The following is a 20021-nucleotide window of genomic DNA, read 5'->3' on the forward strand; positions in this document are numbered from 1 at the left end:
ATAAGTAATGAGAAAGATACGTAAACGCCCCATGAACCCACGGGGCGATATTTGTTAGTGTTTGAGGTTCCAAGGTAGGAGTGCATCGATATCGGGCTCAGCTTTCGCGAGCTCTTTCATGCACTTGACCATGTAGTCGTAGAGGATAAGGCCGTTGGCTTTCGCAGTCTCGACGATGCTGTAAAGCATCGCACTCGCATCAGCACCATTTGGCGTGTTCGAGAACAACCAGTTCTTTCTGCCAATGACCAGCGGTTTAATTGCGCGTTCAGCGCGGTTATTGTCTATCGATAAGTGACCGTCATCGATATAGCGGATCACCTTCGGCCATTGGCCGAGCGTGTATTTTATCGCTTTACCCAGCGGGCTAGACGCTATCACTTGTTGAGATGTCATCCACTCGTACAACTCGTCCAGTATCGGTTTGCTATGCAGTTGACGTTCTGCTTTTCGTGTTTCGACAGTCGCACCTTTTAAGCGCGATTCTATCCCATAGAGCTTCTGGATTTTGGCCAGCGCTTTATCTGCTTTGCCTGACTTACCTTTACCTTGAAGCTTCTTAGCCTCCATGAACTTTCGCCGTGCATGTGCCATGCAGCCAACATTGGTGACGTGATAAAGACCATCATAGGCACCATAGCCATCGGTTTGTAGATAACCACTGTAATCCCCCAAGAAGGCAACAGGGCATGCCCTCGCGCGACTGTTTTGATAGTCGTACAAGGCAATATTCTTCACATTGGGGAGTGCGGCTTCTGGCGAGTCTGCGCCCGAGCAGTAGAGCCACATGTAACACTGTTTTTCTTCCTTGAGAACATTGAGTGGCGTTTCATCCGCCTGGACCACCACTTGTTGAAGTAGGTGCTCTTTTAGAGCGGCATAGAGTGGTTTGAACTTCTCACTAACTTGGATAACCCATCTGGCCATAGTGGTTCGTGATAGCTCGATTCCCGACTGGGTAAACAGCGACTCTTGGCGGTAAAGTGGCATCGCGTACTGGTATTTGCCAAGAATGATGTTGGCAAGCAAGCTTTCTGTGGCAAAGCTCTTCGGGATAATGCTTTGCGGTGCTGGCTTTTGAACGATGTGATTGCTGTCTTCAGTTTGCTCGCACTGGCGGCAAGCATATTTAGGGCGAACATATTCCAGCACTTTGAGTACGGCTGGCGAAAACTCCAGCTTTTCACTGCTGTCTTCACCGATTTTATGCAGGTCATGATTGCAGCATGCACACTGCTTTTCATGGTCGTCTAAATCAAGTTCGATAACTTCACGAGGTAAGGTCTTTGGAAGAGGCTTACGCTTACCGCGTTTCTTCGTTGTGGTTGTGGTGGTCGTCGTAACCTCAACCTCTTCTTCCTTAGCGGCTTCACATTCCGCTTCGTTGAAGAGGTCACCTTGAGATTCATCGTAGGGCTTTAACGCCTCCGAGCGTTTTGCGAACTGGCGGTCGAAAGCCAGTTTGAGTGCTCAGCAGAGATTGACGCTCTTGTTTCCACTGAGATTCGCTGTGTTTTTGCAACGCCAACAACTCTTTCACCATCGCTTGTAGCTCGGCAACATCTTGGCTTTCTGGGTTGATATTTGGCGTCTTTTTCATGGCATTTATTATACTAAAGTCATGCCGTTAACGCTTGGTGGATATAGCTTTATTATCGATTAAGTCATTGTAAAATCGTTTATTTGAACGGGTTTATGGCCGATAATCGTGAAGCCAGAAAGCAGTCTATCAAGCTCGCATTGAGTCAGGGTAAACACGTCATTTTTCTCTTTTGACGGCCATTTATACTTGGCTTTTTCAAGGCGTTTATACCAAAGTGCAAAGCCTGTTTTATCCCAGTACAACACTTTGATTTTGTCGCGCTGTTTATTGGTAAACAGGAATAGTGCGCCGCTTCCCAAGGGTAAATCGGTGTCACTTTCGATAATCGCCGCGAGGCCATTGATGGACTTTCTAAAATCGACACTCTCACGATACAGATAAATATCTGGTGCACTTAGCATATGTTTCATGACAAGGCTCCAATGAGTTCTGCCAGGTAGGCAGCGGGCGTGCCTTGAGGAATACTCAGCTCAACGTCGTTGACAAAAAGTGTCATATTCGCGGTAGGTATTTGCGTCATATGGTAACGTGTTGTCTGCTCTACAACGTTTGCTTTGACGAAGCCGTTAGTCTGTGGTGTTTGAAGGTGTGTTAACTGTTGGCGTTTGGCATGAAACGTGGAAAGACTTAATCCGTGATGTTCACAAAAAGCACGTTGAGTGAGTTGGCTGGATTCATAGCACTCAAACAAAGTCTGCCATTCTTGATTGGTACGTCGTGTTGCCATTTTAAATCTCCTTTGGATTGGAGATTTGATCTTATTCTTCGAGTAAAGTGATTAGAATGCGGTGTTTATGGCACGCTTACGTTATATTAATAGAGGAGATTGGTATTATATTATTCCAATATAGAATTGTTTTTTATTAAATTTGATTGTGATGATTATTTTTTATAAGTTAGAGTATCAGATCTTAATTGAAATGATTATTTTATAACATGTGATCTCTGCTGTTATTTAATCGTCTCAATGGCTTGTTTAATAATGCTTTAGGTTTTAAATTTATTATAAGGAATGATTTTAATAGAGGTCTACATGGATGGTGGATTTTAATAATAACAATGATGGTTTATTAAATTTTTAAGAAAGAGAGATTAACTAAAACGATTAATGACATTTTATTAATGCGATTTTCAGGTCATATTGGTATTGGTTTAATGTTTTTTGTTATCTTAATCGGCTTTGGCTTTACGACTCTCGCACCATATTTTGCAACTAAACAGTTATCAACAAAAATTCAAACAGATACTGATGAATTGGTACAAACCTACATTCAAAATATAGGAGATTATCAAGAGTTTATAATGAATCTTAGTCGTAATTTTGATTTTACCTGTACTGAGAAAGAGCAGGAGCAATTAAGACGTATTGCTTATAGTAACTATCTTATCCGTAAGATATCTTTAACACCCTCAGGCAAAAGTACATGTTCGAGTTTTTATGAAGAAAATCATGATCAACATGTTGAATCTCGAAAAATTAAAACTTATAGCAATACGATATCGCTATGGTTATCTTCTGAAAAAAATAGTCTACAACGTATTTTTGAAGTTCGGTGGCAAGGTAAAAAGGGGAGGTTGGTTCTGTCTTTAGAGCCAATCGTTGAAGAAATATTACGAAATAAATACTGTGAAGGTTGTGTTTTAACATCTGTATCAGCAGATAATGATCGTTTTGGTTGGCAAGATTTTAATAAATCATACACGACTAAACCTATATATGAAGTTTTAATGCCTAATGGTTTGAAATTTTCTAATTACATTAAATCAGACTTATTAGATAAAGAATCACAATCATTAAGAATGCCACTATTTTTAGTTGGTGCTTTTATTGCTGGATTTTTAATTTTGTTCCGGCGTTTATTAATTAGACGACGCTTATCGTTACATGCATTAATACAGCGAGGGATAGTTAAACGAGAGTTTATACCCTATTACCAACCTATTATTAATTTAAAAAAGAAAGAACTTTATGGTTGCGAAGTACTTGCTCGATTGAAGAAAAAAGGGGCTGGTTTAATATCACCAATGGAATTTATTCCTTATGTTGAGAAAAGCGGACAAATTATCCCTATTACTAATTTATTGATCGAGAAAACGATTAAAGACTTGAGTTCTATCAACTGGCAGTTAACCGATAGAGTGATCAGTATTAATCTGGTGCCACAACAATTAGAAAATTTACAAATAATGAATGAGTCATTAGCATTGTTCAAAAATTCAAAGATCCCTGTTAAACAGGTTGCCTTTGAAATTACAGAACGTAAACAATTTGAAGATCTTACGATTGCGTCTAAGGTTATTCAATATCTCAAAACTCAGGGTATAGATATTAAGTTAGATGATGCAGGTACAGGATATGGTGGGTTCAGTTATATTCAAGAATTGAACTTGCGAAGTTTAAAAATCGATAAAATGTTCGTCGAGAATATCGGTACGACTGATATCAAACTTTCTCTGTTAGATTCTATTATAGCCTTCGGTAAACAAGCTGGAATGGAAATGATAGCAGAAGGCGTTGAGACTAAAGAGCAATCTGATTACCTTGTTGAGCGTGATGTTTATCTTCAACAGGGGTTTTATTTTGGAATACCAATGAATGCTGAAGAGTTTTCGATATATAACAATGAAATAAAAAATAAGAATAAGCTTTTGGCTATTTAGACAAGATAATGAGCTTTCATTAAAGAAAAGCCGACATAATGTCGGCTTTTTTTGTTGGTAATGATGCAGTAAGCACGTGTTAAATTTTTTTCTCTTTCCACTCTTGTGCGAGGCGAGCAACCGCATCTTGGTTTTCTTTCCACATACGAGTACTGATTAAATCACTATATTCAGCAGTAGGTTTTTTCAATAATGTTTCTAAAATCGGTACTTGAACTTGAGGCAAACCATCAAGGGCCTCTACAGCACCTTCACGGTTATTACATAACATAACCATGTCACAACCGGCTTCTTGCGCTGCGATGGCTCGTTCGCTGTAGCTGCCTAATACATCAGCACCTTTCATATTAAGATCATCAGAGAAGATCACGCCGTTAAAGCCTAACTCTCTACGTAATACCTGTTTTAACCAATATTCAGAGCCACTTGCTGGTTTTTCATCATAAGCATCAAATACAACGTGTGCTGGCATGATACCTTGCAGCAGATTATTTTCGATGAGGTGTTTAAATACGGTCATATCATGCTGTTTAATATTATCCCTTGAATCGTAAGGCGTTTCTAAGTGAGAGTCTGCAATAACACCACCATGACCAGGGAAGTGTTTACCGGTTGCAGCCATGCCAGCCTGGGCCATACCATTTATAAATTGGCTAGCATAACGAATAATGTCGTGTGGAGAATTTGAGAAAGCGCGATCACCGATTGCTTTACAGTCATAACCAAGATCAAGCACAGGTGCAAAACTAATATCAATATCCATCGCAAGTAGTTCAGCAGCCATTAGCCATCCGCCTTGCTTAGCAAGCGCTTCTCCATTTTTAGAAGCAGAAAAAGCACGAGCTGGTGGTAATTGAGTAAACTCTTCGCGGAAACGTTGAACACGTCCACCTTCTTGATCGACACCAATCAGTAAAGGACGTTTAGCCGTTTTTCGAATGTCTTTAACTAACGCTCGAAGTTGCTCACGGTTGTCATAATTTCGGGCGAAAAAGATGATACCGCCTACTGTAGGATGTTGAATAATTTCGCGTTCTTCTGCATCAAGTTCATAACTTGATACATCAAGCATTAAAGGTCCCATGACGACACTCCGAGTAACATTGTAATTGGCGATAAATTACCATAGTCAGTTTTATCCGCAATTTTTAATACAATTTTATGCATGATGATGATGGGATTTTTCTAGGGAGTGAACACGGCTTAATAATTCCTAATATAGTTAAATCATAGATATTAGTGTGATACTCGTTAATTAATTTATGAGATAAAATGTAAATCTATTTGTGTTGTGTGATCTTTATTGCTTAATTGGTATAGATCTTAGGTTACACTAAAAACAGTTCAGTCATCGTCAAAGAGTGAGTCATGTCGGTACTTATAGCAATCGCTTTAACAACAGGAATTTTATCTGGGATTTGGGGTTGGGTAGCAGTATCTCTTGGCCTATTAAGCTGGGGGGGATTTCTTGGCTGCACGACATATTTTGCTCTTCAACGCGATGGTATAAAGGGTGTTGGGTTAAGCATAGCGACAAACCTAAGCGGCGTTTTTTGGGCGATGGTGATCATTAAGTTTTCATCTTTAGTCAACCTTGATGTTATTGGTTACGTTGTCACTGCTCTGGTCGCATTTATGATGTGTGCACAAGCAAAAAAATCGTGGTTATCTTTTATCCCTGGTACCTTTATAGGCTCATGCGCAACGTTTGCTGCCAATGGTAATTGGCAATTGGTTATACCATCATTGGTTGTGGGTGTAGTATTTGGCTATTTAATGAAGAGTTCTGGTTTATGGCTACACGCGAAACTCGCAGAAAAAAAAACGGCTCGCGCTGAAACAGACATTCCAATTACTCAGGACTAATTAAACAATCTTAAATATTGTTCTTATCGTTATTAATAATGCCGCTAGATTTATGCTTAAAAAAGCGATAAATCAGCGGCATTGTTATATGTAATGATAAATTTATATTTGTTCTATCTACGATGATTAGCTATGGCTAGGCACAAAAATACCATTACGATCTACACACAGTTTTTTCAATACTGGACGGTGCTGGTCTTTAGGGGCTAATACACAAACACGCATGCCTTCATTCAGTAATTCTTTCGCACGAGCAATAACGTTTTCATGTTCGTAGCTTTCACGGTCCGCATCTCGACGGCAAAGGTCGACAAAAATATCATTCTTCCCTTCAGGGTAGAGAACAAATTCTGATTGCTGCATCAAACGTAATGCTTTCAGTGTTAATAATTCAGGATCGTTACCCGTTTCAATTAAATACAAGTTAGCACCTGTATCTTGGTATGATGTTAATAATCCACTAAAAGCCTGTTCTAATTCTTGCTCTGTTGTTGCTGTTTCAACTGCAGGTAAACGGAAAAAAGCCTCCCAGAACTTTCTACGTTCATCAACGGTTTTATAATGCTGTTTTATTCGAGTACGCTGCTGACCTGAGTAATGAGCTAATAAGCTTAAGTTTTGCGGCAATTGTGTTTCGAAACGTTCTCGTAAATAACGGACTAGCACAGGTGATGCGCCACCACTTGAAATGGCAACTTGCATTGGTGAACGATCAATCATGGATGGCGTTATAAAATCACAATATGCAGGGTCATCAACAACATTTGTCCATATCTTTAATGCATTCGCATCATGATAAACTTGATGGTTGAGTTCACGAGAATCGGTTGTCGTCCAAACTTGGTCAAACTGTGTAAGAAGTGACTTTTCGTAACGTGCTTTTAGATATTCAAATTTACCTTCATCGAGTAGTGATACAAGGTGAGGGTGAAGCTCTGGTGAGACAAGCGTAATGTTAGCTTTTGCTTTAAGTAATAAATCTACTTTGCGGCAGGCCACTTCACCACCACCCACGACTAATACTTTTTTATGGGTCAACTTTAGAAAAACAGGGAAAAAATCCATTTTGTATATCCGTCAAATCGCTCATTTTATTTTGAGCTGTGCAACAAGCTAATGTTTACAAAGAAATCAATCACTTCATAAAGGTTACTAATTTATTACCATGAAAAGATTATTAAGGGCAAGTTTAACATTGTAATCATTGAGCTTTGTTTAGTGACGTTGGTTTTGACGATAGTAAAGTATGAGAAGTGTAACTAGCAGGCTATAAAAGGTTATTGTGCCGCCACTTTCTGTTTGTTCTGCTGCCGCAGTCACGACAATTTTCGTATTGTCTCTATTACTTGAAGCATCTTTTATTACTGCAAAAGGATCGATATTTAGCGTTGGCTTTAATGAAGGCTCATTAAGTGAGAATGTTGAATCATCATAAGATTGTATTTGTTGTTCTATCCAATCACGATGTGTTGAAACCTGAGTATATTGTCCAGTTAGTTGATTGTATTGGTTTTCTGGGGAGTCATTTCGACTTGAACACTTTGCGCCATTACTGGTTAACCCAATTAATCGAATACCTTTATCACTATCAGATACGGCTTGTTGATTTTGCCAGATAAGTGGACCGCCAGAATCACCGTTGCATACATCTTTAATTAAGCCATTAATGTTTGAATCTGCGCAGACAATATGCTCATTGCCGATATTGAGACCAACGCATTGGTTATCAGGAACACCGGCTAAACTAATTACTTGTAATGTTGTTGGATAACCTTCTTTAAGTGTATCACCCCAACCAGAAGCGATTGCAGTAGCAGGAGAGTCGATATTTGTCGCCCAAGAGTTACTAAATATGTTATCGGCCATTATTTGTTCATTAGGCGTAGCAAGCATAATTGGTTGAGCAATATCATACATTGAACGATTAACACGAAAGAGTGCTATATCATTGGTGAAATTGTCCTCATTATAATTAGGGTGGATGATTTTCTGAATGATTTTAAAAAAATGCTTGTTATCAATATTAATAAAATTACCGTCTTCAATCTGACTTGTACCAACAATGGCAGTTCCCCCTAGCTCAGAAGAGTGACAGTGCGCTGCTGTTAATAACCAAAACTCACTTATTACAACAGCGCCGCAGATGACACTATCAAACCCTTTTTGTTTTAGTGCTGCTTGCCAAGGGATCAGATTTGAATCATAAAGGGTAGCATCGAAACCGTTAATCGCTTTTGCTACCGCTTGTGTATTAACTGTTGTATTTGCTAACACAAGAGATTGGTAACTAATAACGAAGAAAATAGCGACTAAGTACGTTAATTTTTTTACCCACAAATACAATGTCATGTGCAGCTCCGCCTTGAACTGTTGTTTATTAAAGCGTAGCTACAACTGTTTAAAAAATTACCAGTAACGTGTTGTTTATCGCAAAAAAATGAATTTGTATTAATTTAGATACACATTATTGATAACTAAACTCCAGAAAACTTATGTTGATGAATTTAGAATGTACGATATATTTTCATTATCTGGATTGAGTTATGTTTAGATCATTTATTGGTTTTGGTGTTGCAGGAAACTTTGCAGGGCATTTAGAACAAGCAGGTGAAGCAAGAGATTTTTTTAATGTCGAAGTAAAAGAAGAGGTTCAACCTAAAGGTATTTTTCCTTTTTATATACCTTCTAATACAGATTCATTTCTAACCGAATACCCACTTTCATCTACGCGTATTACGCCACCAAACAATGCTGATAATTTACAGATTGAACCCGAAGTTGCGCTTATTTGTGATATTGAATATCAACAACAAAGTAATGGTGAAATTAATGTCGTTGGTTTAACTCCACGTCAGTTTGCAGCGTATAACGACTGTTCGATTAGAAAGCCCGATGCGAATAAAATTAGTGAGAAAAAAAATTGGGGGGCAAACAGTAAAGGGATTTCCAAAACTTTGATTGATATCGACCATTTCCAAACCAGAGGGATATTAGATCGCTTCCGTATCGCAAGTTTTCATCAATCTAATGGTCAACTTCATTGCTATGGTGAAGATAGCCCTGTAGTTGGATATAGCTATTTTCATCAAAAGTTACTGGATTGGGTAATTGAACGTATGAATCACCAACTGGATGCTGGGCCCACTGAAAATATTAACGAATTGCTTAATCAAGCCGATCACCCTAAACAAGCCATTATTAGTATTGGAGCAACTCGTTATACGGCATACGGCGAAACACATTTCTTGCAATCAGGCGATACCAGTATTGTGGTTATTTATGATGGCACTTTATATAGCAGCAATGATGTACTTCGCATGGCTGAAAACAATGATTGGCAAAGTGATGGGCTATCTATATTGATACAAACGGTTGATTAAGTAGTAAAATAAATCTGGTTTATAGCATAAAGAAAGGATCCGTCATGTCGACATCAGTACCACATCAAGACTTAGTTTCAGTGCAATGGTTACATCAAGCATTAGCGAATAATGTACAAGATAATATTGTCGTTTTAGATGCTACGTCTTTTATGCCCGGCGTTGATCGTGATCCCGAGCAAGAGCTGATTGAACAACGTATTCCACATGCGTGCTTTTTTGATTTTAATAACAAGCTAGCAGCTCCAGATTCTGATTTACCACATATGTTACCGTCGGCTGAGTTGTTCTCACTCGAGGTAAGTAAACTAGGTATTAGTAATGATACTCATGTTGTGATTTACGATAGCTTAGGCATGTTTTCAGCCCCACGCGGCTGGTGGATGTTTAAAACAATGGGACACAACAATGTCTCTGTTTTAGATGGTGGTTTACCAGCATGGTTAGAAGCCGGTTTTGAACTCGAATCAGGTGAGTTAGAAAGTGTTATCCCAATGGATTTTAATGCTCAGTTACAATCAGAATGGGTGATAGATGCTGAACACCTTAATGAATTACTAACAGATAAGAATGTTGCAGTGATTGACGCAAGACCACGCGCACGTTTCATGGGCTCAGTGAAAGAGCCGCGAGAGGGCATTCGAAGTGGTCATATGCCAAACGCAAAAAATCTACCGTTTGGTGAATTACTCGATAATGGCCATTTTATTGCGCTAGCAGAGATAAAAGCCAAGTTCGATACGTTATCAACGCCAGAGCAGCGTTTAATTTTTAGCTGTGGCTCAGGTGTGACAGCATGTATTTTAGCTTTAGCTGCAAATCTTATTGGTCGTAAAGTACTCACTGTTTATGACGGTTCTTGGACAGAATGGGGCGCAAATGAGCGTTACCCCGTTATTAAATAAATATTGTTAAAATAGAAATATAAAGGCGAGCAGTGTAACAGCATGACAGTTAATACTGTCGCCTTTATTTGTCTTGGTTATTAATGTGAGTTATTTAATTTGTAACGTTCAGGCTTTCTCATCAATAGCAACATAGCCTTTATCTTTGATAACAGTTTGCGCTTGGTTAGAAAGGATAAATTTAATAAATTTTTGCGCATCATTGGGTAAGTCTTTTTGTTTAAACATCAACAAAAACGGGCGAGCAATTTTATATTCGCCTGATTCAATATTAGCAGCGGTCGGTAAAACATTATCGTACGATAGGGCTTTCACTGAATTATCAACAGAGCCAAGAGACACATAGCCTATTGCATGTTCATTATGTGAAACTAAACTTTTAACCATGCCATTGGTACTTACTACAAGTACACGTCGGCTAATATCTGAAACAGTAAAACCAGAAACTTGCTTGGTTAGCCCCATAAAGTGTTCAAACGAAAAGCGAGAGCCTGATGCATTTTCACGGCTCACGACTGCCATATCTAAATCTTTACCGTTAATTGATTTCCAGTTAGTGATTTTACCTTGGTAAATACCAATAAGTTGTTCGCGCGTAAGATTTGTTACAGGGTTCGCTTTATTTACCACTAGCGCAATACCGTCATGGGCAATAGTAACGGTTTTATAGTTATCACCTAACTCAGCAAGAGATATTACTCGAGAGCTCATTCCTATTTCTGCGACACCTTGCTTAACAGCATTAATACCCGCGGTTGAACCGATACCCTGAACTTCAATAGTGGTATCTTTATGGGTTGCCGAGTAGGTATCTGCAAGCACATCCATAATTTGGCTTACCGATGTAGAGCCTGCAACGGTCACTGTTTCTTTTGCTTGTACATTGAATGATATACATACGCCTAATGCTAATAAGCGAATTACTGTTTTAAGCATTTTTTACTCCATGAGCTTAGTTATTTCGAGCGTATGTTATTACGATAGTATTACAAGATTGTGAATCTCATAACTAAAACTTACGTGATGGCGAGTTAATAGTTACTAGAAATAGTCACTGTGAAACGTTAATACTATGAGAGTATATGGTTAATATCATTGCAAATATAAGATAAAATTTTGAATCAACTTGGTAAAATGCTAAAGTCGATTAACAGATATAACATTAAGTGTAAGGAATTTACTCTTAATGTTTTAACTAGACGTCGTACAGTGTTAGTGGGAAATACACAAGGTTGGTTATATGCTTAAAATGGCAACATCAGCAACATCACCGAATAAAGCTATTTTATCTGAACGGATTCAAAAATTGATTAAAGGGCTTTCTAATGGCGTCTATGAACGTGAGGAAGTGATTAAGCTGTGTTTGCTTGCTGCATTAGCAGGAGAGAGTGTTTTTCTTTTAGGACCTCCAGGGATCGCAAAGAGTTTAATTGCAAAACGATTAATTCAAGCTTTTGACGATAGTAAATTTTTTGATTACTTGATGACACGTTTTTCAACGCCTGAAGAGGTGTTTGGGCCTTTATCTATTCAAGAATTAAAAGATAACGGTAAATATGTCCGTTTAATTGATGGTTACTTACCTACAGCACAAGTGGTTTTCCTTGATGAAATTTGGAAAGCCGGCCCTGCTATTCTAAATACGTTATTAACAGTGGTTAACGAACGTACTTTCAAAAATGGTCAAGATGTTTTACCTGTACCTATGCGTCTTTTGGTCACTGCATCTAACGAGTTACCAGATGAAGATAGTGGCCTTGATGCTTTATATGATCGAATGCTTGTTCGTGTGTTCGTTAATCGAATTCAAGAGAAAAAGAACTTCAAAGCTCTATTGATGGGTGAAGGGCCAACATTACAAGACATTGATCCAAGTCTCACTATCAAAGATGAAGAGTATGTTAACTGGCAGCAACATATTGATGAGATCCAATTAAGTGAAGAGACCTTTGAACAAATCTTTAAGCTTAAATCTATGGTTGAAGAGCATGTTAATCAAACCGATGTGATTGATAGTGACAGTGAGCTGTATATATCTGATCGACGTTGGAAAAAGTCTGTACGACTATTAAAAGCTAGCGCGTTTTTTAATGGTCGCAGTGAAATCAATCCTCTTGATTTATTATTGCTTCAAGATTGCTTATGGCATAGCCCTGAATCGCGTAACGTTATCTGTAATATCATTAATACATTCGCGTCAGAATATGCCTTTAATCAGACTCAATCAAATTTTGACGCTAATGAAGCGGAAACAATCATAAATACGATTAACGATGATGTCGTTAATAAATTGTCTGTGTCTTTCACTAAAGAAAGCACAATGCGTAAAGAATGGTTTAAATATAACTTTGCGACAGCAGCAAGATTTAACGTTAACAATAACCCTCGTATGATCAAATTGGTGATGCTACAGCAAAACCCATCAGTCTCGGAACAAGAGCCGGGTGATAGCCGATGGGTATACGTAGACGGCGATGAGTTTGATAAGAAAATTAGGACGGGTAAATGTGACATTTATGGTTTTGTAAATAAGAATACGCATTTGTGTCGTTTACAGTTTGAAATTGATGCGCAAAATCGTCTAACTATTAAAGATATTGCTAATCGCTCGGTGTTAGTTGGCATTGCAGGTAATAAAGGCATTACTGAAACACAGCAGCGAACGTGGCAAGACGCTGTTGATGGTGCTATGGCTAAAATAGTTGATGCAGAGCATAACATTAAAAAGTCACGTACAAGTTTCCATGGAGCGTTACCACATAACTTTATTAATGATGCCCTTCCTGCACTTATTGAACAAAGTTTGTGTGATGCCGCTGATAAAGTTGCAGAGCTTAAAGGTCTTGTCGAAAAAAGTACATTCCGCATTACCCATCTTTCTGAGTATTTTGCCAAATAATGCTTGTTGTTAAGCAGTTTATCGTTGGGTGTAATCAACACCTAACGGTAGACACGAAAAAGGAGAATCGCATATGCCAGTCTCTGAAGGGTTAAACTTCGCACTGATGCTTGCTGAATCAGGCGTTATTGACAGTGCTGTTCATGAAGTTATTGTGCGACCGCAATTATTAATGGCTGCAGAATCTAGCCCTGGTGTTAAAACGGCGATGAAAAACCAAGTCATGAAATGGCGAGGGCAAATGATCCGCCAAACCGCTAAGGGGACAGTGGTAGAAAGGTTTCATGAAGAAATAGAGCTTTATCAACAAGTCTGTAAATGGGATCAAGATTATTTTATAGAGCATGCTGATGAAGTCGTAAGAAAACTTGAAGGTCAGTCTTCGTTTTATTTTAAAGCAAAAAACCTTGTTGCCAAAGAGCATCAGAAACATAATCCGATGTTTCAACGATTCTTTTGTGATAAATGGTATGAGTATATAGCTTATTCCTTAAAAGAAGCGCAAGAGTCGGAAATTGAAGAAAATAAAGAAGAGTTGTTGAAAGACTTGTATCAACGTATTGAAACGTTGAAGCAAGTGGAAGAGGTAACTGAAGCTGGCGATGAGAAAAAAGCTGGCCGTTTATGGGATATGGCGAAAGCGAAATTGACGCAGACAGACGTCGACGTCATGAAGAAAATTGCAAAGTTTTTGAAAAATAATAACGGCTTGCAAGATATTGCTGCGAAGTTAGGACGTATGGCAAGTGAAGTCGATGATCCTAATAAAGAACGTGTAAAAGCAGAAGAATTCAAGCTGGTGGAAGAGAAAAGTGACAATGTCACTGATGATATTGTTGGGATTCATGAAAGTGACGATCTCGCCAAGCTCTTACCTAATGAAGCAATGTTTTTAGCCTATCCTGAATTGGAAGTGGTGTTTTATAAACACTTAGCCGATAAACGTTTAATGAATTACCGTATGCAAGGTACACAGCGTAAATTACGTAAGGTAAAAGCGTATAAACGACAAACCAAAAAGGTAGATCAAGATAAAGGCCCATTTATTGTTTGTATTGATGCCTCAGGTTCTATGTCGGGTTTCCCTGAAAATTGTGCCAAAGCATTGGCTTATGGCTTAATGCAAATAGCACTTGCTGATGAACGTGATTGTTATGTCATTATGTTTTCAACTCAACAGATTACGTATGAGTTAACTAAGCAAGATGGATTAACCGAAGTGGTTAACTTTTTATCTTATTCATTCCATGGCGGTACAGATCTTGGTCCTGTATTGGATCAATCGGTCGATTTGATGAGTGAAGGTAAATATAAAAATGCTGATCTTGTGGTGTTATCTGACTTTATTGCGCCCAGCCAACCTGAGGCGATGTTGAGCCGAGTAGAAAAACTGAAAGTACAGAAGAACCGTTTTCATGCCGTTAACCTGTCGAAATACGGTAATCCAGAACTTTTAGATATGTTCGATCATTGCTGGTCCTATCATCCATCGAAACTGAGTCAATTAGGTAAATTACTCCGCATTAGTTAATATCTACATTATTCACGCTATGGCTTAATCCTGTAACGCTATCGCGTGAATAACTGTTTATCCTTTGTATTTTGAGGATTATTTTATTTTAAAGTACTCAAGTAATGCATTACGCCATTCATTACTCTGTCTAAATTGTAATAATTCTCGGTTTACTGATTCTTCATAAGGGCTTTGCTCTATTAACGCGATACCATAATTTTGCTTTTCAAATTGATAAGGTAAGACGGTTAATTTTTCATATTTACCGTTTTGTTTTGCGATCTTTATTTCATATTTTACAATTGCATCATCATTGACGGCAGCATCAATTTCACCACGTTCCAAAGCATCTAACATTTCAACGACTGTGTCGTATTGACGATGAGCAATACTGTGACGAGTTAAAAATAGAGATGACGTTGAAGCGGTTTTTGCGCCAGTATTAACATTTGCTAAATCGTTGGGACTTTTTATATCGCTATTAATTAATCCTATAGTAAATGTACTGGCTAAAACTGCGGTAATGCTGGCAATAAATAGCGTTGTGAAAACCGCCAGTCCAACCGTTAGTACTCGTCCTGTTAGCGTTTTAAATTCGTAATAATTGAAAGGTCCTTTGGTAATAAATAATAACCCTAGAATAAATCCTTCAATTAACTGTGCGGGTCTTGATCGCATCGAGTAAAGCTTGTCATTAACCCTGTGCTCTAATAAATAATATAGGCCACCTACAATTGACGCAGCCGTGACAAAAACAGCAATAATTGTTAAGAGATGTCTGTTAGTAATAATACTTTTAAATGTATCGAAATGACTGGCAGATTTAACGACAATTGCAAGATGTGTTTCGTAGAATGAGTGTGAAAAATCAATAATTTGCTCTCGTTCTGGTGTGATTGATAAACACGACAATCCAATGTCGATTTCCTTCGTTGCAACCGCTTTTAATAGATCTTTCAAAGGGTAATTTTTGAAGGTGTAGGGTAGTTCTAATTCTTCTGCTATTTGCTGCCACAGTAAAATACTTAATCCCGTATATTCACCAAATTGATCCTGTATAACAAAAGGAGGGCAAATATAAGTACCGATGATCAGATTTTTGTTGCTTGACGCGGTCGTTGTCAGTTCCTGCGATGTATTAACAGCTTGATGGTTTGTCTTTGAGGTATCCGTTATTGCTGTCATTTGTGTATTCGCAATGGCGATATGTGAATAACTTCCAGTAAAAATAACGATTAATAATACCAGTAAAAGTAGGTGATGATATTTAGCAATACGTGCAGAACAGTAAATAATAAGAATATTTTCTTGCGGCATTATTAACTATCCTTTAGTTGTTTTTACTCTTAAGTATAAATCCTTTCTTCTGTTTTGATGGACTCCCTTGTGGCATTCCTAAGGCAAGGATTCAATTTTAAGAAAACTAATTCCTTTTGTTACACGTATAGTTAAACAGCAAACTATTTATTATATCGGTATCAATAGTTAGAGCTTTTATTAATTTATTAGTGGGTGAAGCGTATGAAAACGTTTATTCAATACTTACTACTAAGTCTTGTTCTTTTCTGTTCATCTGTTTTTGCCCAAGATGTATGGGTGATTAATATAAAAGGAGGGATTGGACCTGCAACAAGTGATTACGTAACGCGCGAAATATCCGAAGCACAAAAAAATAACGCCGCGATGATCATCTTACAATTTGATACCCCCGGTGGCCTAGATTCTTCAATGAGGCAAATTATTCAGGCTATTACGGTTTCTCCAGTACCCGTTGCAACATGGGTTGGCCCATCAGGATCCAGAGCCGCAAGTGCCGGTACTTACATTTTATTAGCCAGCCATATTGCATCTATGGCAAATGGTACAAATCTAGGAGCTGCAACACCGGTATCCATCGGTGGAGGAAATGCAGGTGAGTCTCCGTTTACTGGTGATAAAAGTGAGGAGAAATCTAAAAGTGAGGATGAAATAAAAAGTAGCGAGGGATCAGACCAATCGTCTAAAGAGCCAGCCGCCAAAAAAAGTGGTTCTGCCATGGAAAATAAAGTCATAAATGATGCCGCTGCTTATATCGAAAGTTTGGCAAAATTGCATAATCGCAATGCTAAATGGGCAGTTAAAGCAGTAACAGAATCCGCTAGTATCAGCGCAGAAACGGCATTGCAGAAGAACGTGATTGATTTCATTGCTCAAGATGTAGCAAAGGTAGTAGAAAAATCCAATGGCAGAATGGTGAAACTTAACGGTGTAGAAACTCCAGTTGAGTTGAATAATGTACGGTTTGTTGAACGAGAACAAGACTGGCGTTTTAAGTTGTTATCTGTTCTAACAAATCCGAATGTTGCGTACATTTTAATGCTGATCGGCATGTATGGGCTGTTACTGGAATTTTATAATCCCGGAGTTGGGTTACCTGGGGTACTTGGTGGGATATGTTTTGTGCTTGCGATGTATTCGCTTCAAATGTTACCGATTAGCTATGCAGGCTTAGCGCTGATTGTTCTAGGCGTCATGCTAATGGTTGCTGAGGCCTTTAGTCCCAGTTTCGGTATATTTGGCTTAGGGGGCATAGTATCGTTTGCACTAGGTTCGGTTATGTTAATGGATACCGATCTTCCTGGTTATCAAATTGCAATACCACTGATCATAGGTTTTACCGCGGTATCTGCAGCCTTTTTCTTTATCATCCTTACAATGTTGGTTAAATCTCGCAAAAAGCCTGTAGTAACGGGAATCAGCACATTAATCGGTCAGCAAGCGACGGTTATATATGTGGACAATGAAGCGGGTAAATATCGAGTATTAGTTGAAGGAGAAGTATGGCAGGCAACCAGCACAGGGGTTTTTCATAAAGGTGATACGGTAATTGTAACTGCAGTTCGTGGGTTATGGCTTGAAATTGATCCCTAAGAAATTAGCTAATTAAAGACTTTGTAAGGAGAGTAATATGGTTACTTATTCTATTGCGGTTATTGTCGTGCTGGTGGTTATATTAATTATCAGCATGTTTAAGGTCTTGCGAGAGTATGAAAGGGCTGTTGTATTTCTTCTTGGCCGATTTTATGAGGTAAAAGGGCCTGGCTTGGTTATTATTGTACCGTTTATACAGCAAATGGTGCGAGTCGATTTACGTACTATTGTGCTTGATGTACCTACTCAAGATTTAATTACACGTGACAATGTATCAGTACATGTAAATGCTGTTGTATATTTTAAAGTGGTTGATCCAAAAATGGCGATCAACAATGTAGAGAATTATTTAGAAGCGACCAGTCAACTATCACAAACAACGCTTCGTTCTGTACTTGGTCAACATGAATTGGACGAGTTACTGTCTGCACGAGAAGAATTAAATCGTGGGCTACAAGGTATCCTTGATCAACATACTGATAATTGGGGAATAAAAATCGCCAATGTTGAGATAAAGCATGTTGATTTAGATGACAGTATGGTTAGAGCCTTAGCAAGACAAGCTGAAGCAGAGCGTTCACGTCGTGCAAAAGTCATTCATGCGACAGGTGAGTTGGAAGCCTCGGTAAAATTACAGCAGGCTGCTAACGAATTAAATAAATCGCCAAACGCGATTCAATTACGTTATTTTCAAACCCTAACAGAGGTCGCTAATGAACGTACATCGACTATCATCTTCCCGCTACCAATTAATTTAATTGATAAGTTAACGGCAGATGATGTGTCAGAAATGGCCAAAATTAAATTGCAAGGTTTAGACAGCAATAAGGAAAAGTAAAGAGAGTGTTGTTATTAATTTTTGATAAGGTGATAAATAAATATACAATTTGAGAATTATTCAATTATTAGTCGCTTAAACGCTAAGTTAATCATCGATAAGCATGTACAATGCTGCGCTTTGATAAGATCCAATTCTGCGAGAAGCAAAGATGACCCAAAAGAAAAACGCACAGCCTAAACAAGGCTTACACCCACGTAACCCACATCGTGAGCGTTATGATTTTGCGACACTAATTAAAGCAACCCCAGAGTTAGATCAGCACGTTAGTGAAAATGCTTTTGGTGATCTATCTATTAACTTCTCTGATCCACTTGCAGTTAAAACATTAAACAAAGCGTTATTGAAGCACTTTTATCAAGTGGAACATTGGGATATTCCTGCTGGTTTTTTATGTCCACCGATACCTGGTCGTGCCGACTATTTACATTTCATTGCTGATTTACTGGCGCAATCTAACGAAGGGGAGATTCCTCAAGGTAAAGGTGTTCGTGGTTTAGATATTGGTATCGGTGCAAACTGTGTCTATCCAATTATTGGACATCGTGTTTATGGCTGGCAATTTGTTGGTTCAGAAATCGATACTCTTGCTGTGAAATCAGCAAAATTCATTGCCGGTAACAATCCACGTCTAAAAGGCGCTATTCAAATTCGTTTACAAAAGAACGCTGATAATATCTTTACAGATATGATTAACGATGAAGAAGTGTTTGATTTTACGATATGTAATCCGCCATTCCATAGTTCTGAAGAAGAAGCAATGGCAGGTTCAGAGCGAAAAATACGTAATCTTGCAGCCAATGCGAATAAGAAACAAAAAGCTCGTTCTCGCGGTAACGTATCGCCTGCATTTAATAATGCTAAGTCAACAACACCTGTTTTAAACTTTGGAGGCCAAAAAGCTGAATTGTGGTGTAAAGGCGGTGAAGCTGGTTTTATCAAAAAAATGATCAACCAAAGTGCTACTAAGGCAACACAGTGCTTCTGGTTTACAACCTTAGTATCGAAGAAAGAAAACCTAGGCGTACTTTACAAGCAACTTGAGAAAGTAGGAGCGGTTTCGGTAAAAACCATTGAAATGTCACAGGGTCAAAAGATTTCACGTCTTATTGCTTGGACGTTCTTAAACGAAGAGCAGCAACAAGAATGGCGTCAGGAACGCTGGAGCTAATTTAGCGTTTGATATAAATAAGCGATGTGTTTATCAATACATCGCTTTATTGTTAATTCTCATTATATTCTCACCTATTTACAAAGTATTAGAATAATAGAACAATATTAGGATGTTAATTATATACTTTTTTCTAATAACCCAATAGGCTTACTCTCTGTGTAAGACACCTTCGTCAACTCAAGCTGTACAGAATTGCCTCCTTTCTCTTTTTTTTAATTTCATCCGACCTTCTTCTTACAATACTTAATAATAAAGTCATTTCATAATCATCA

At 38.3% G+C, this 20021-nt stretch carries 16 protein-coding genes and 1 pseudogene; 9 read left to right on the top strand and 8 right to left on the bottom strand.

The genetic code is table 11. The features are described 5' to 3' along the window. Window positions 1-54: 54 nt before the first annotated feature. The 3 genes and pseudogenes from SKA34_RS08610 to SKA34_RS08620 all read right to left on the bottom strand — a co-directional run bounded on the left by SKA34_RS08610 (window position 55) and on the right by SKA34_RS08620 (window position 2330). A pseudogene (locus SKA34_RS08610) lies at window positions 55-1600 on the bottom strand (IS66 family transposase). Window positions 1601-1659: 59 nt separating this feature from the next. Beyond that, window positions 1660-2013, bottom strand: coding sequence for an IS66 family insertion sequence element accessory protein TnpB (gene tnpB, locus SKA34_RS08615; RefSeq protein WP_006643801.1), 354 nt, complete (start codon window positions 2011-2013; stop codon window positions 1660-1662). Then, window positions 2010-2330, bottom strand: coding sequence for a hypothetical protein (locus SKA34_RS08620; RefSeq protein ID WP_004998436.1), 321 nt, complete (start codon window positions 2328-2330; stop codon window positions 2010-2012). Before SKA34_RS08620 ends, tnpB begins: the two co-directional genes overlap by 4 nt. 395 nt (window positions 2331-2725) lie before the next feature. Here SKA34_RS08620 and SKA34_RS08625 point away from each other — a divergent pair, with 395 nt between their 5' ends. Beyond that, window positions 2726-4264, top strand: a complete 1539-nt coding sequence (locus SKA34_RS08625; RefSeq protein WP_006645128.1) for an EAL domain-containing protein — start codon at window positions 2726-2728, stop codon at window positions 4262-4264. A 79-nt stretch (window positions 4265-4343) separates the two neighbouring features. Here SKA34_RS08625 and nagZ read toward each other — a convergent pair whose 3' ends face one another. Continuing rightward, window positions 4344-5348, bottom strand: coding sequence for a beta-N-acetylhexosaminidase (gene nagZ / locus SKA34_RS08630; protein WP_006645129.1), 1005 nt, complete (start codon window positions 5346-5348; stop codon window positions 4344-4346). A 284-nt stretch (window positions 5349-5632) separates the two neighbouring features. On the opposite strand from nagZ, the gene SKA34_RS08635 reads away from it, so the two are divergent. Continuing rightward, window positions 5633-6130 (top strand): DUF1097 domain-containing protein, encoded by a 498-nt coding sequence (locus SKA34_RS08635; protein WP_006645130.1) that lies wholly within the window; start codon window positions 5633-5635, stop codon window positions 6128-6130. Window positions 6131-6256: 126 nt separating this feature from the next. Here SKA34_RS08635 and SKA34_RS08640 read toward each other — a convergent pair whose 3' ends face one another. After that, window positions 6257-7195: a siroheme synthase gene (locus SKA34_RS08640; RefSeq protein ID WP_006645131.1), complete on the bottom strand. Its 939-nt coding sequence runs from the start codon at window positions 7193-7195 to the stop codon at window positions 6257-6259. Between the two features lie 150 nt (window positions 7196-7345). Beyond that, on the bottom strand, window positions 7346-8479 hold the full coding sequence (locus SKA34_RS08645) for a serine protease (protein ID WP_006645132.1): 1134 nt from the start codon (window positions 8477-8479) through the stop codon (window positions 7346-7348). A gap of 194 nt (window positions 8480-8673) precedes the next feature. On the opposite strand from SKA34_RS08645, the gene SKA34_RS08650 reads away from it, so the two are divergent. Beyond that, window positions 8674-9510, top strand: coding sequence for a DUF5718 family protein (locus tag SKA34_RS08650; RefSeq protein ID WP_006645133.1), 837 nt, complete (start codon window positions 8674-8676; stop codon window positions 9508-9510). A gap of 44 nt (window positions 9511-9554) precedes the next feature. Then, the gene (locus SKA34_RS08655) at window positions 9555-10415 is read left to right on the top strand and encodes a sulfurtransferase (RefSeq protein WP_006645134.1); all 861 of its coding nucleotides are present in this window, start codon (window positions 9555-9557) and stop codon (window positions 10413-10415) included. A gap of 108 nt (window positions 10416-10523) precedes the next feature. Here the strand turns inward: SKA34_RS08655 and SKA34_RS08660 are convergent, their stop codons facing one another. Continuing rightward, window positions 10524-11351: a phosphate ABC transporter substrate-binding protein gene (locus SKA34_RS08660; RefSeq protein WP_006645135.1), complete on the bottom strand. Its 828-nt coding sequence runs from the start codon at window positions 11349-11351 to the stop codon at window positions 10524-10526. A gap of 304 nt (window positions 11352-11655) precedes the next feature. Here SKA34_RS08660 and SKA34_RS08665 point away from each other — a divergent pair, with 304 nt between their 5' ends. Continuing rightward, window positions 11656-13314, top strand: coding sequence for an ATPase RavA domain-containing protein (locus tag SKA34_RS08665; protein WP_006645136.1), 1659 nt, complete (start codon window positions 11656-11658; stop codon window positions 13312-13314). Between the two features lie 73 nt (window positions 13315-13387). Beyond that, window positions 13388-14845, top strand: a complete 1458-nt coding sequence (gene viaA / locus SKA34_RS08670; protein WP_006645137.1) for an ATPase RavA stimulator ViaA — start codon at window positions 13388-13390, stop codon at window positions 14843-14845. 78 nt (window positions 14846-14923) lie between these two features. Here the strand turns inward: viaA and SKA34_RS08675 are convergent, their stop codons facing one another. Continuing rightward, window positions 14924-16144, bottom strand: a complete 1221-nt coding sequence (locus SKA34_RS08675) for a transporter substrate-binding domain-containing protein (protein ID WP_006645138.1) — start codon at window positions 16142-16144, stop codon at window positions 14924-14926. Window positions 16145-16348: 204 nt separating this feature from the next. Between SKA34_RS08675 and SKA34_RS08680 the strand changes: the two genes are divergently transcribed. The 3 genes from SKA34_RS08680 to rlmF all read left to right on the top strand — a co-directional run bounded on the left by SKA34_RS08680 (window position 16349) and on the right by rlmF (window position 19746). Then, the gene (locus SKA34_RS08680; protein ID WP_006645139.1) at window positions 16349-17737 is read left to right on the top strand and encodes a nodulation protein NfeD; all 1389 of its coding nucleotides are present in this window, start codon (window positions 16349-16351) and stop codon (window positions 17735-17737) included. Window positions 17738-17774: 37 nt separating this feature from the next. Next, on the top strand, window positions 17775-18575 hold the full coding sequence (locus SKA34_RS08685) for a slipin family protein (RefSeq protein WP_006645140.1): 801 nt from the start codon (window positions 17775-17777) through the stop codon (window positions 18573-18575). A gap of 151 nt (window positions 18576-18726) precedes the next feature. Continuing rightward, the gene (gene rlmF / locus SKA34_RS08690) at window positions 18727-19746 is read left to right on the top strand and encodes a 23S rRNA (adenine(1618)-N(6))-methyltransferase RlmF (RefSeq protein WP_006645141.1); all 1020 of its coding nucleotides are present in this window, start codon (window positions 18727-18729) and stop codon (window positions 19744-19746) included. Window positions 19747-20021 lie beyond the last annotated feature (275 nt).

This window comes from Photobacterium sp. SKA34 (assembly GCF_000153325.1).
Classification (GTDB): Bacteria; Pseudomonadota; Gammaproteobacteria; order Enterobacterales; family Vibrionaceae; genus Photobacterium.

Bases quoted from the DNA above. Each gene is read 5' to 3' on its own strand.
- SKA34_RS08640 (WP_006645131.1), bottom strand. From the start codon at position 7,195: ATGGATTTTTTCCCTGTTTTTCTAAAGTTGACCCATAAAAAAGTATTA.
- SKA34_RS08635 (WP_006645130.1), top strand. From the start codon at position 5,633: ATGTCGGTACTTATAGCAATCGCTTTAACAACAGGAATTTTATCTGGG.
- SKA34_RS08655 (WP_006645134.1), top strand. From the start codon at position 9,555: ATGTCGACATCAGTACCACATCAAGACTTAGTTTCAGTGCAATGGTTA.
- tnpB (WP_006643801.1), bottom strand. From the start codon at position 2,013: ATGAAACATATGCTAAGTGCACCAGATATTTATCTGTATCGTGAGAGT.
- SKA34_RS08645 (WP_006645132.1), bottom strand. From the start codon at position 8,479: ATGACATTGTATTTGTGGGTAAAAAAATTAACGTACTTAGTCGCTATT.
- viaA (WP_006645137.1), top strand. From the start codon at position 13,388: ATGCCAGTCTCTGAAGGGTTAAACTTCGCACTGATGCTTGCTGAATCA.
- SKA34_RS08665 (WP_006645136.1), top strand. From the start codon at position 11,656: ATGCTTAAAATGGCAACATCAGCAACATCACCGAATAAAGCTATTTTA.
- SKA34_RS08680 (WP_006645139.1), top strand. From the start codon at position 16,349: ATGAAAACGTTTATTCAATACTTACTACTAAGTCTTGTTCTTTTCTGT.
- SKA34_RS08675 (WP_006645138.1), bottom strand. From the start codon at position 16,144: ATGCCGCAAGAAAATATTCTTATTATTTACTGTTCTGCACGTATTGCT.
- SKA34_RS08620 (WP_004998436.1), bottom strand. From the start codon at position 2,330: ATGGCAACACGACGTACCAATCAAGAATGGCAGACTTTGTTTGAGTGC.
- SKA34_RS08660 (WP_006645135.1), bottom strand. From the start codon at position 11,351: ATGCTTAAAACAGTAATTCGCTTATTAGCATTAGGCGTATGTATATCA.
- rlmF (WP_006645141.1), top strand. From the start codon at position 18,727: ATGACCCAAAAGAAAAACGCACAGCCTAAACAAGGCTTACACCCACGT.
- SKA34_RS08685 (WP_006645140.1), top strand. From the start codon at position 17,775: ATGGTTACTTATTCTATTGCGGTTATTGTCGTGCTGGTGGTTATATTA.
- SKA34_RS08650 (WP_006645133.1), top strand. From the start codon at position 8,674: ATGTTTAGATCATTTATTGGTTTTGGTGTTGCAGGAAACTTTGCAGGG.
- nagZ (WP_006645129.1), bottom strand. From the start codon at position 5,348: ATGGGACCTTTAATGCTTGATGTATCAAGTTATGAACTTGATGCAGAA.
- SKA34_RS08625 (WP_006645128.1), top strand. From the start codon at position 2,726: ATGCGATTTTCAGGTCATATTGGTATTGGTTTAATGTTTTTTGTTATC.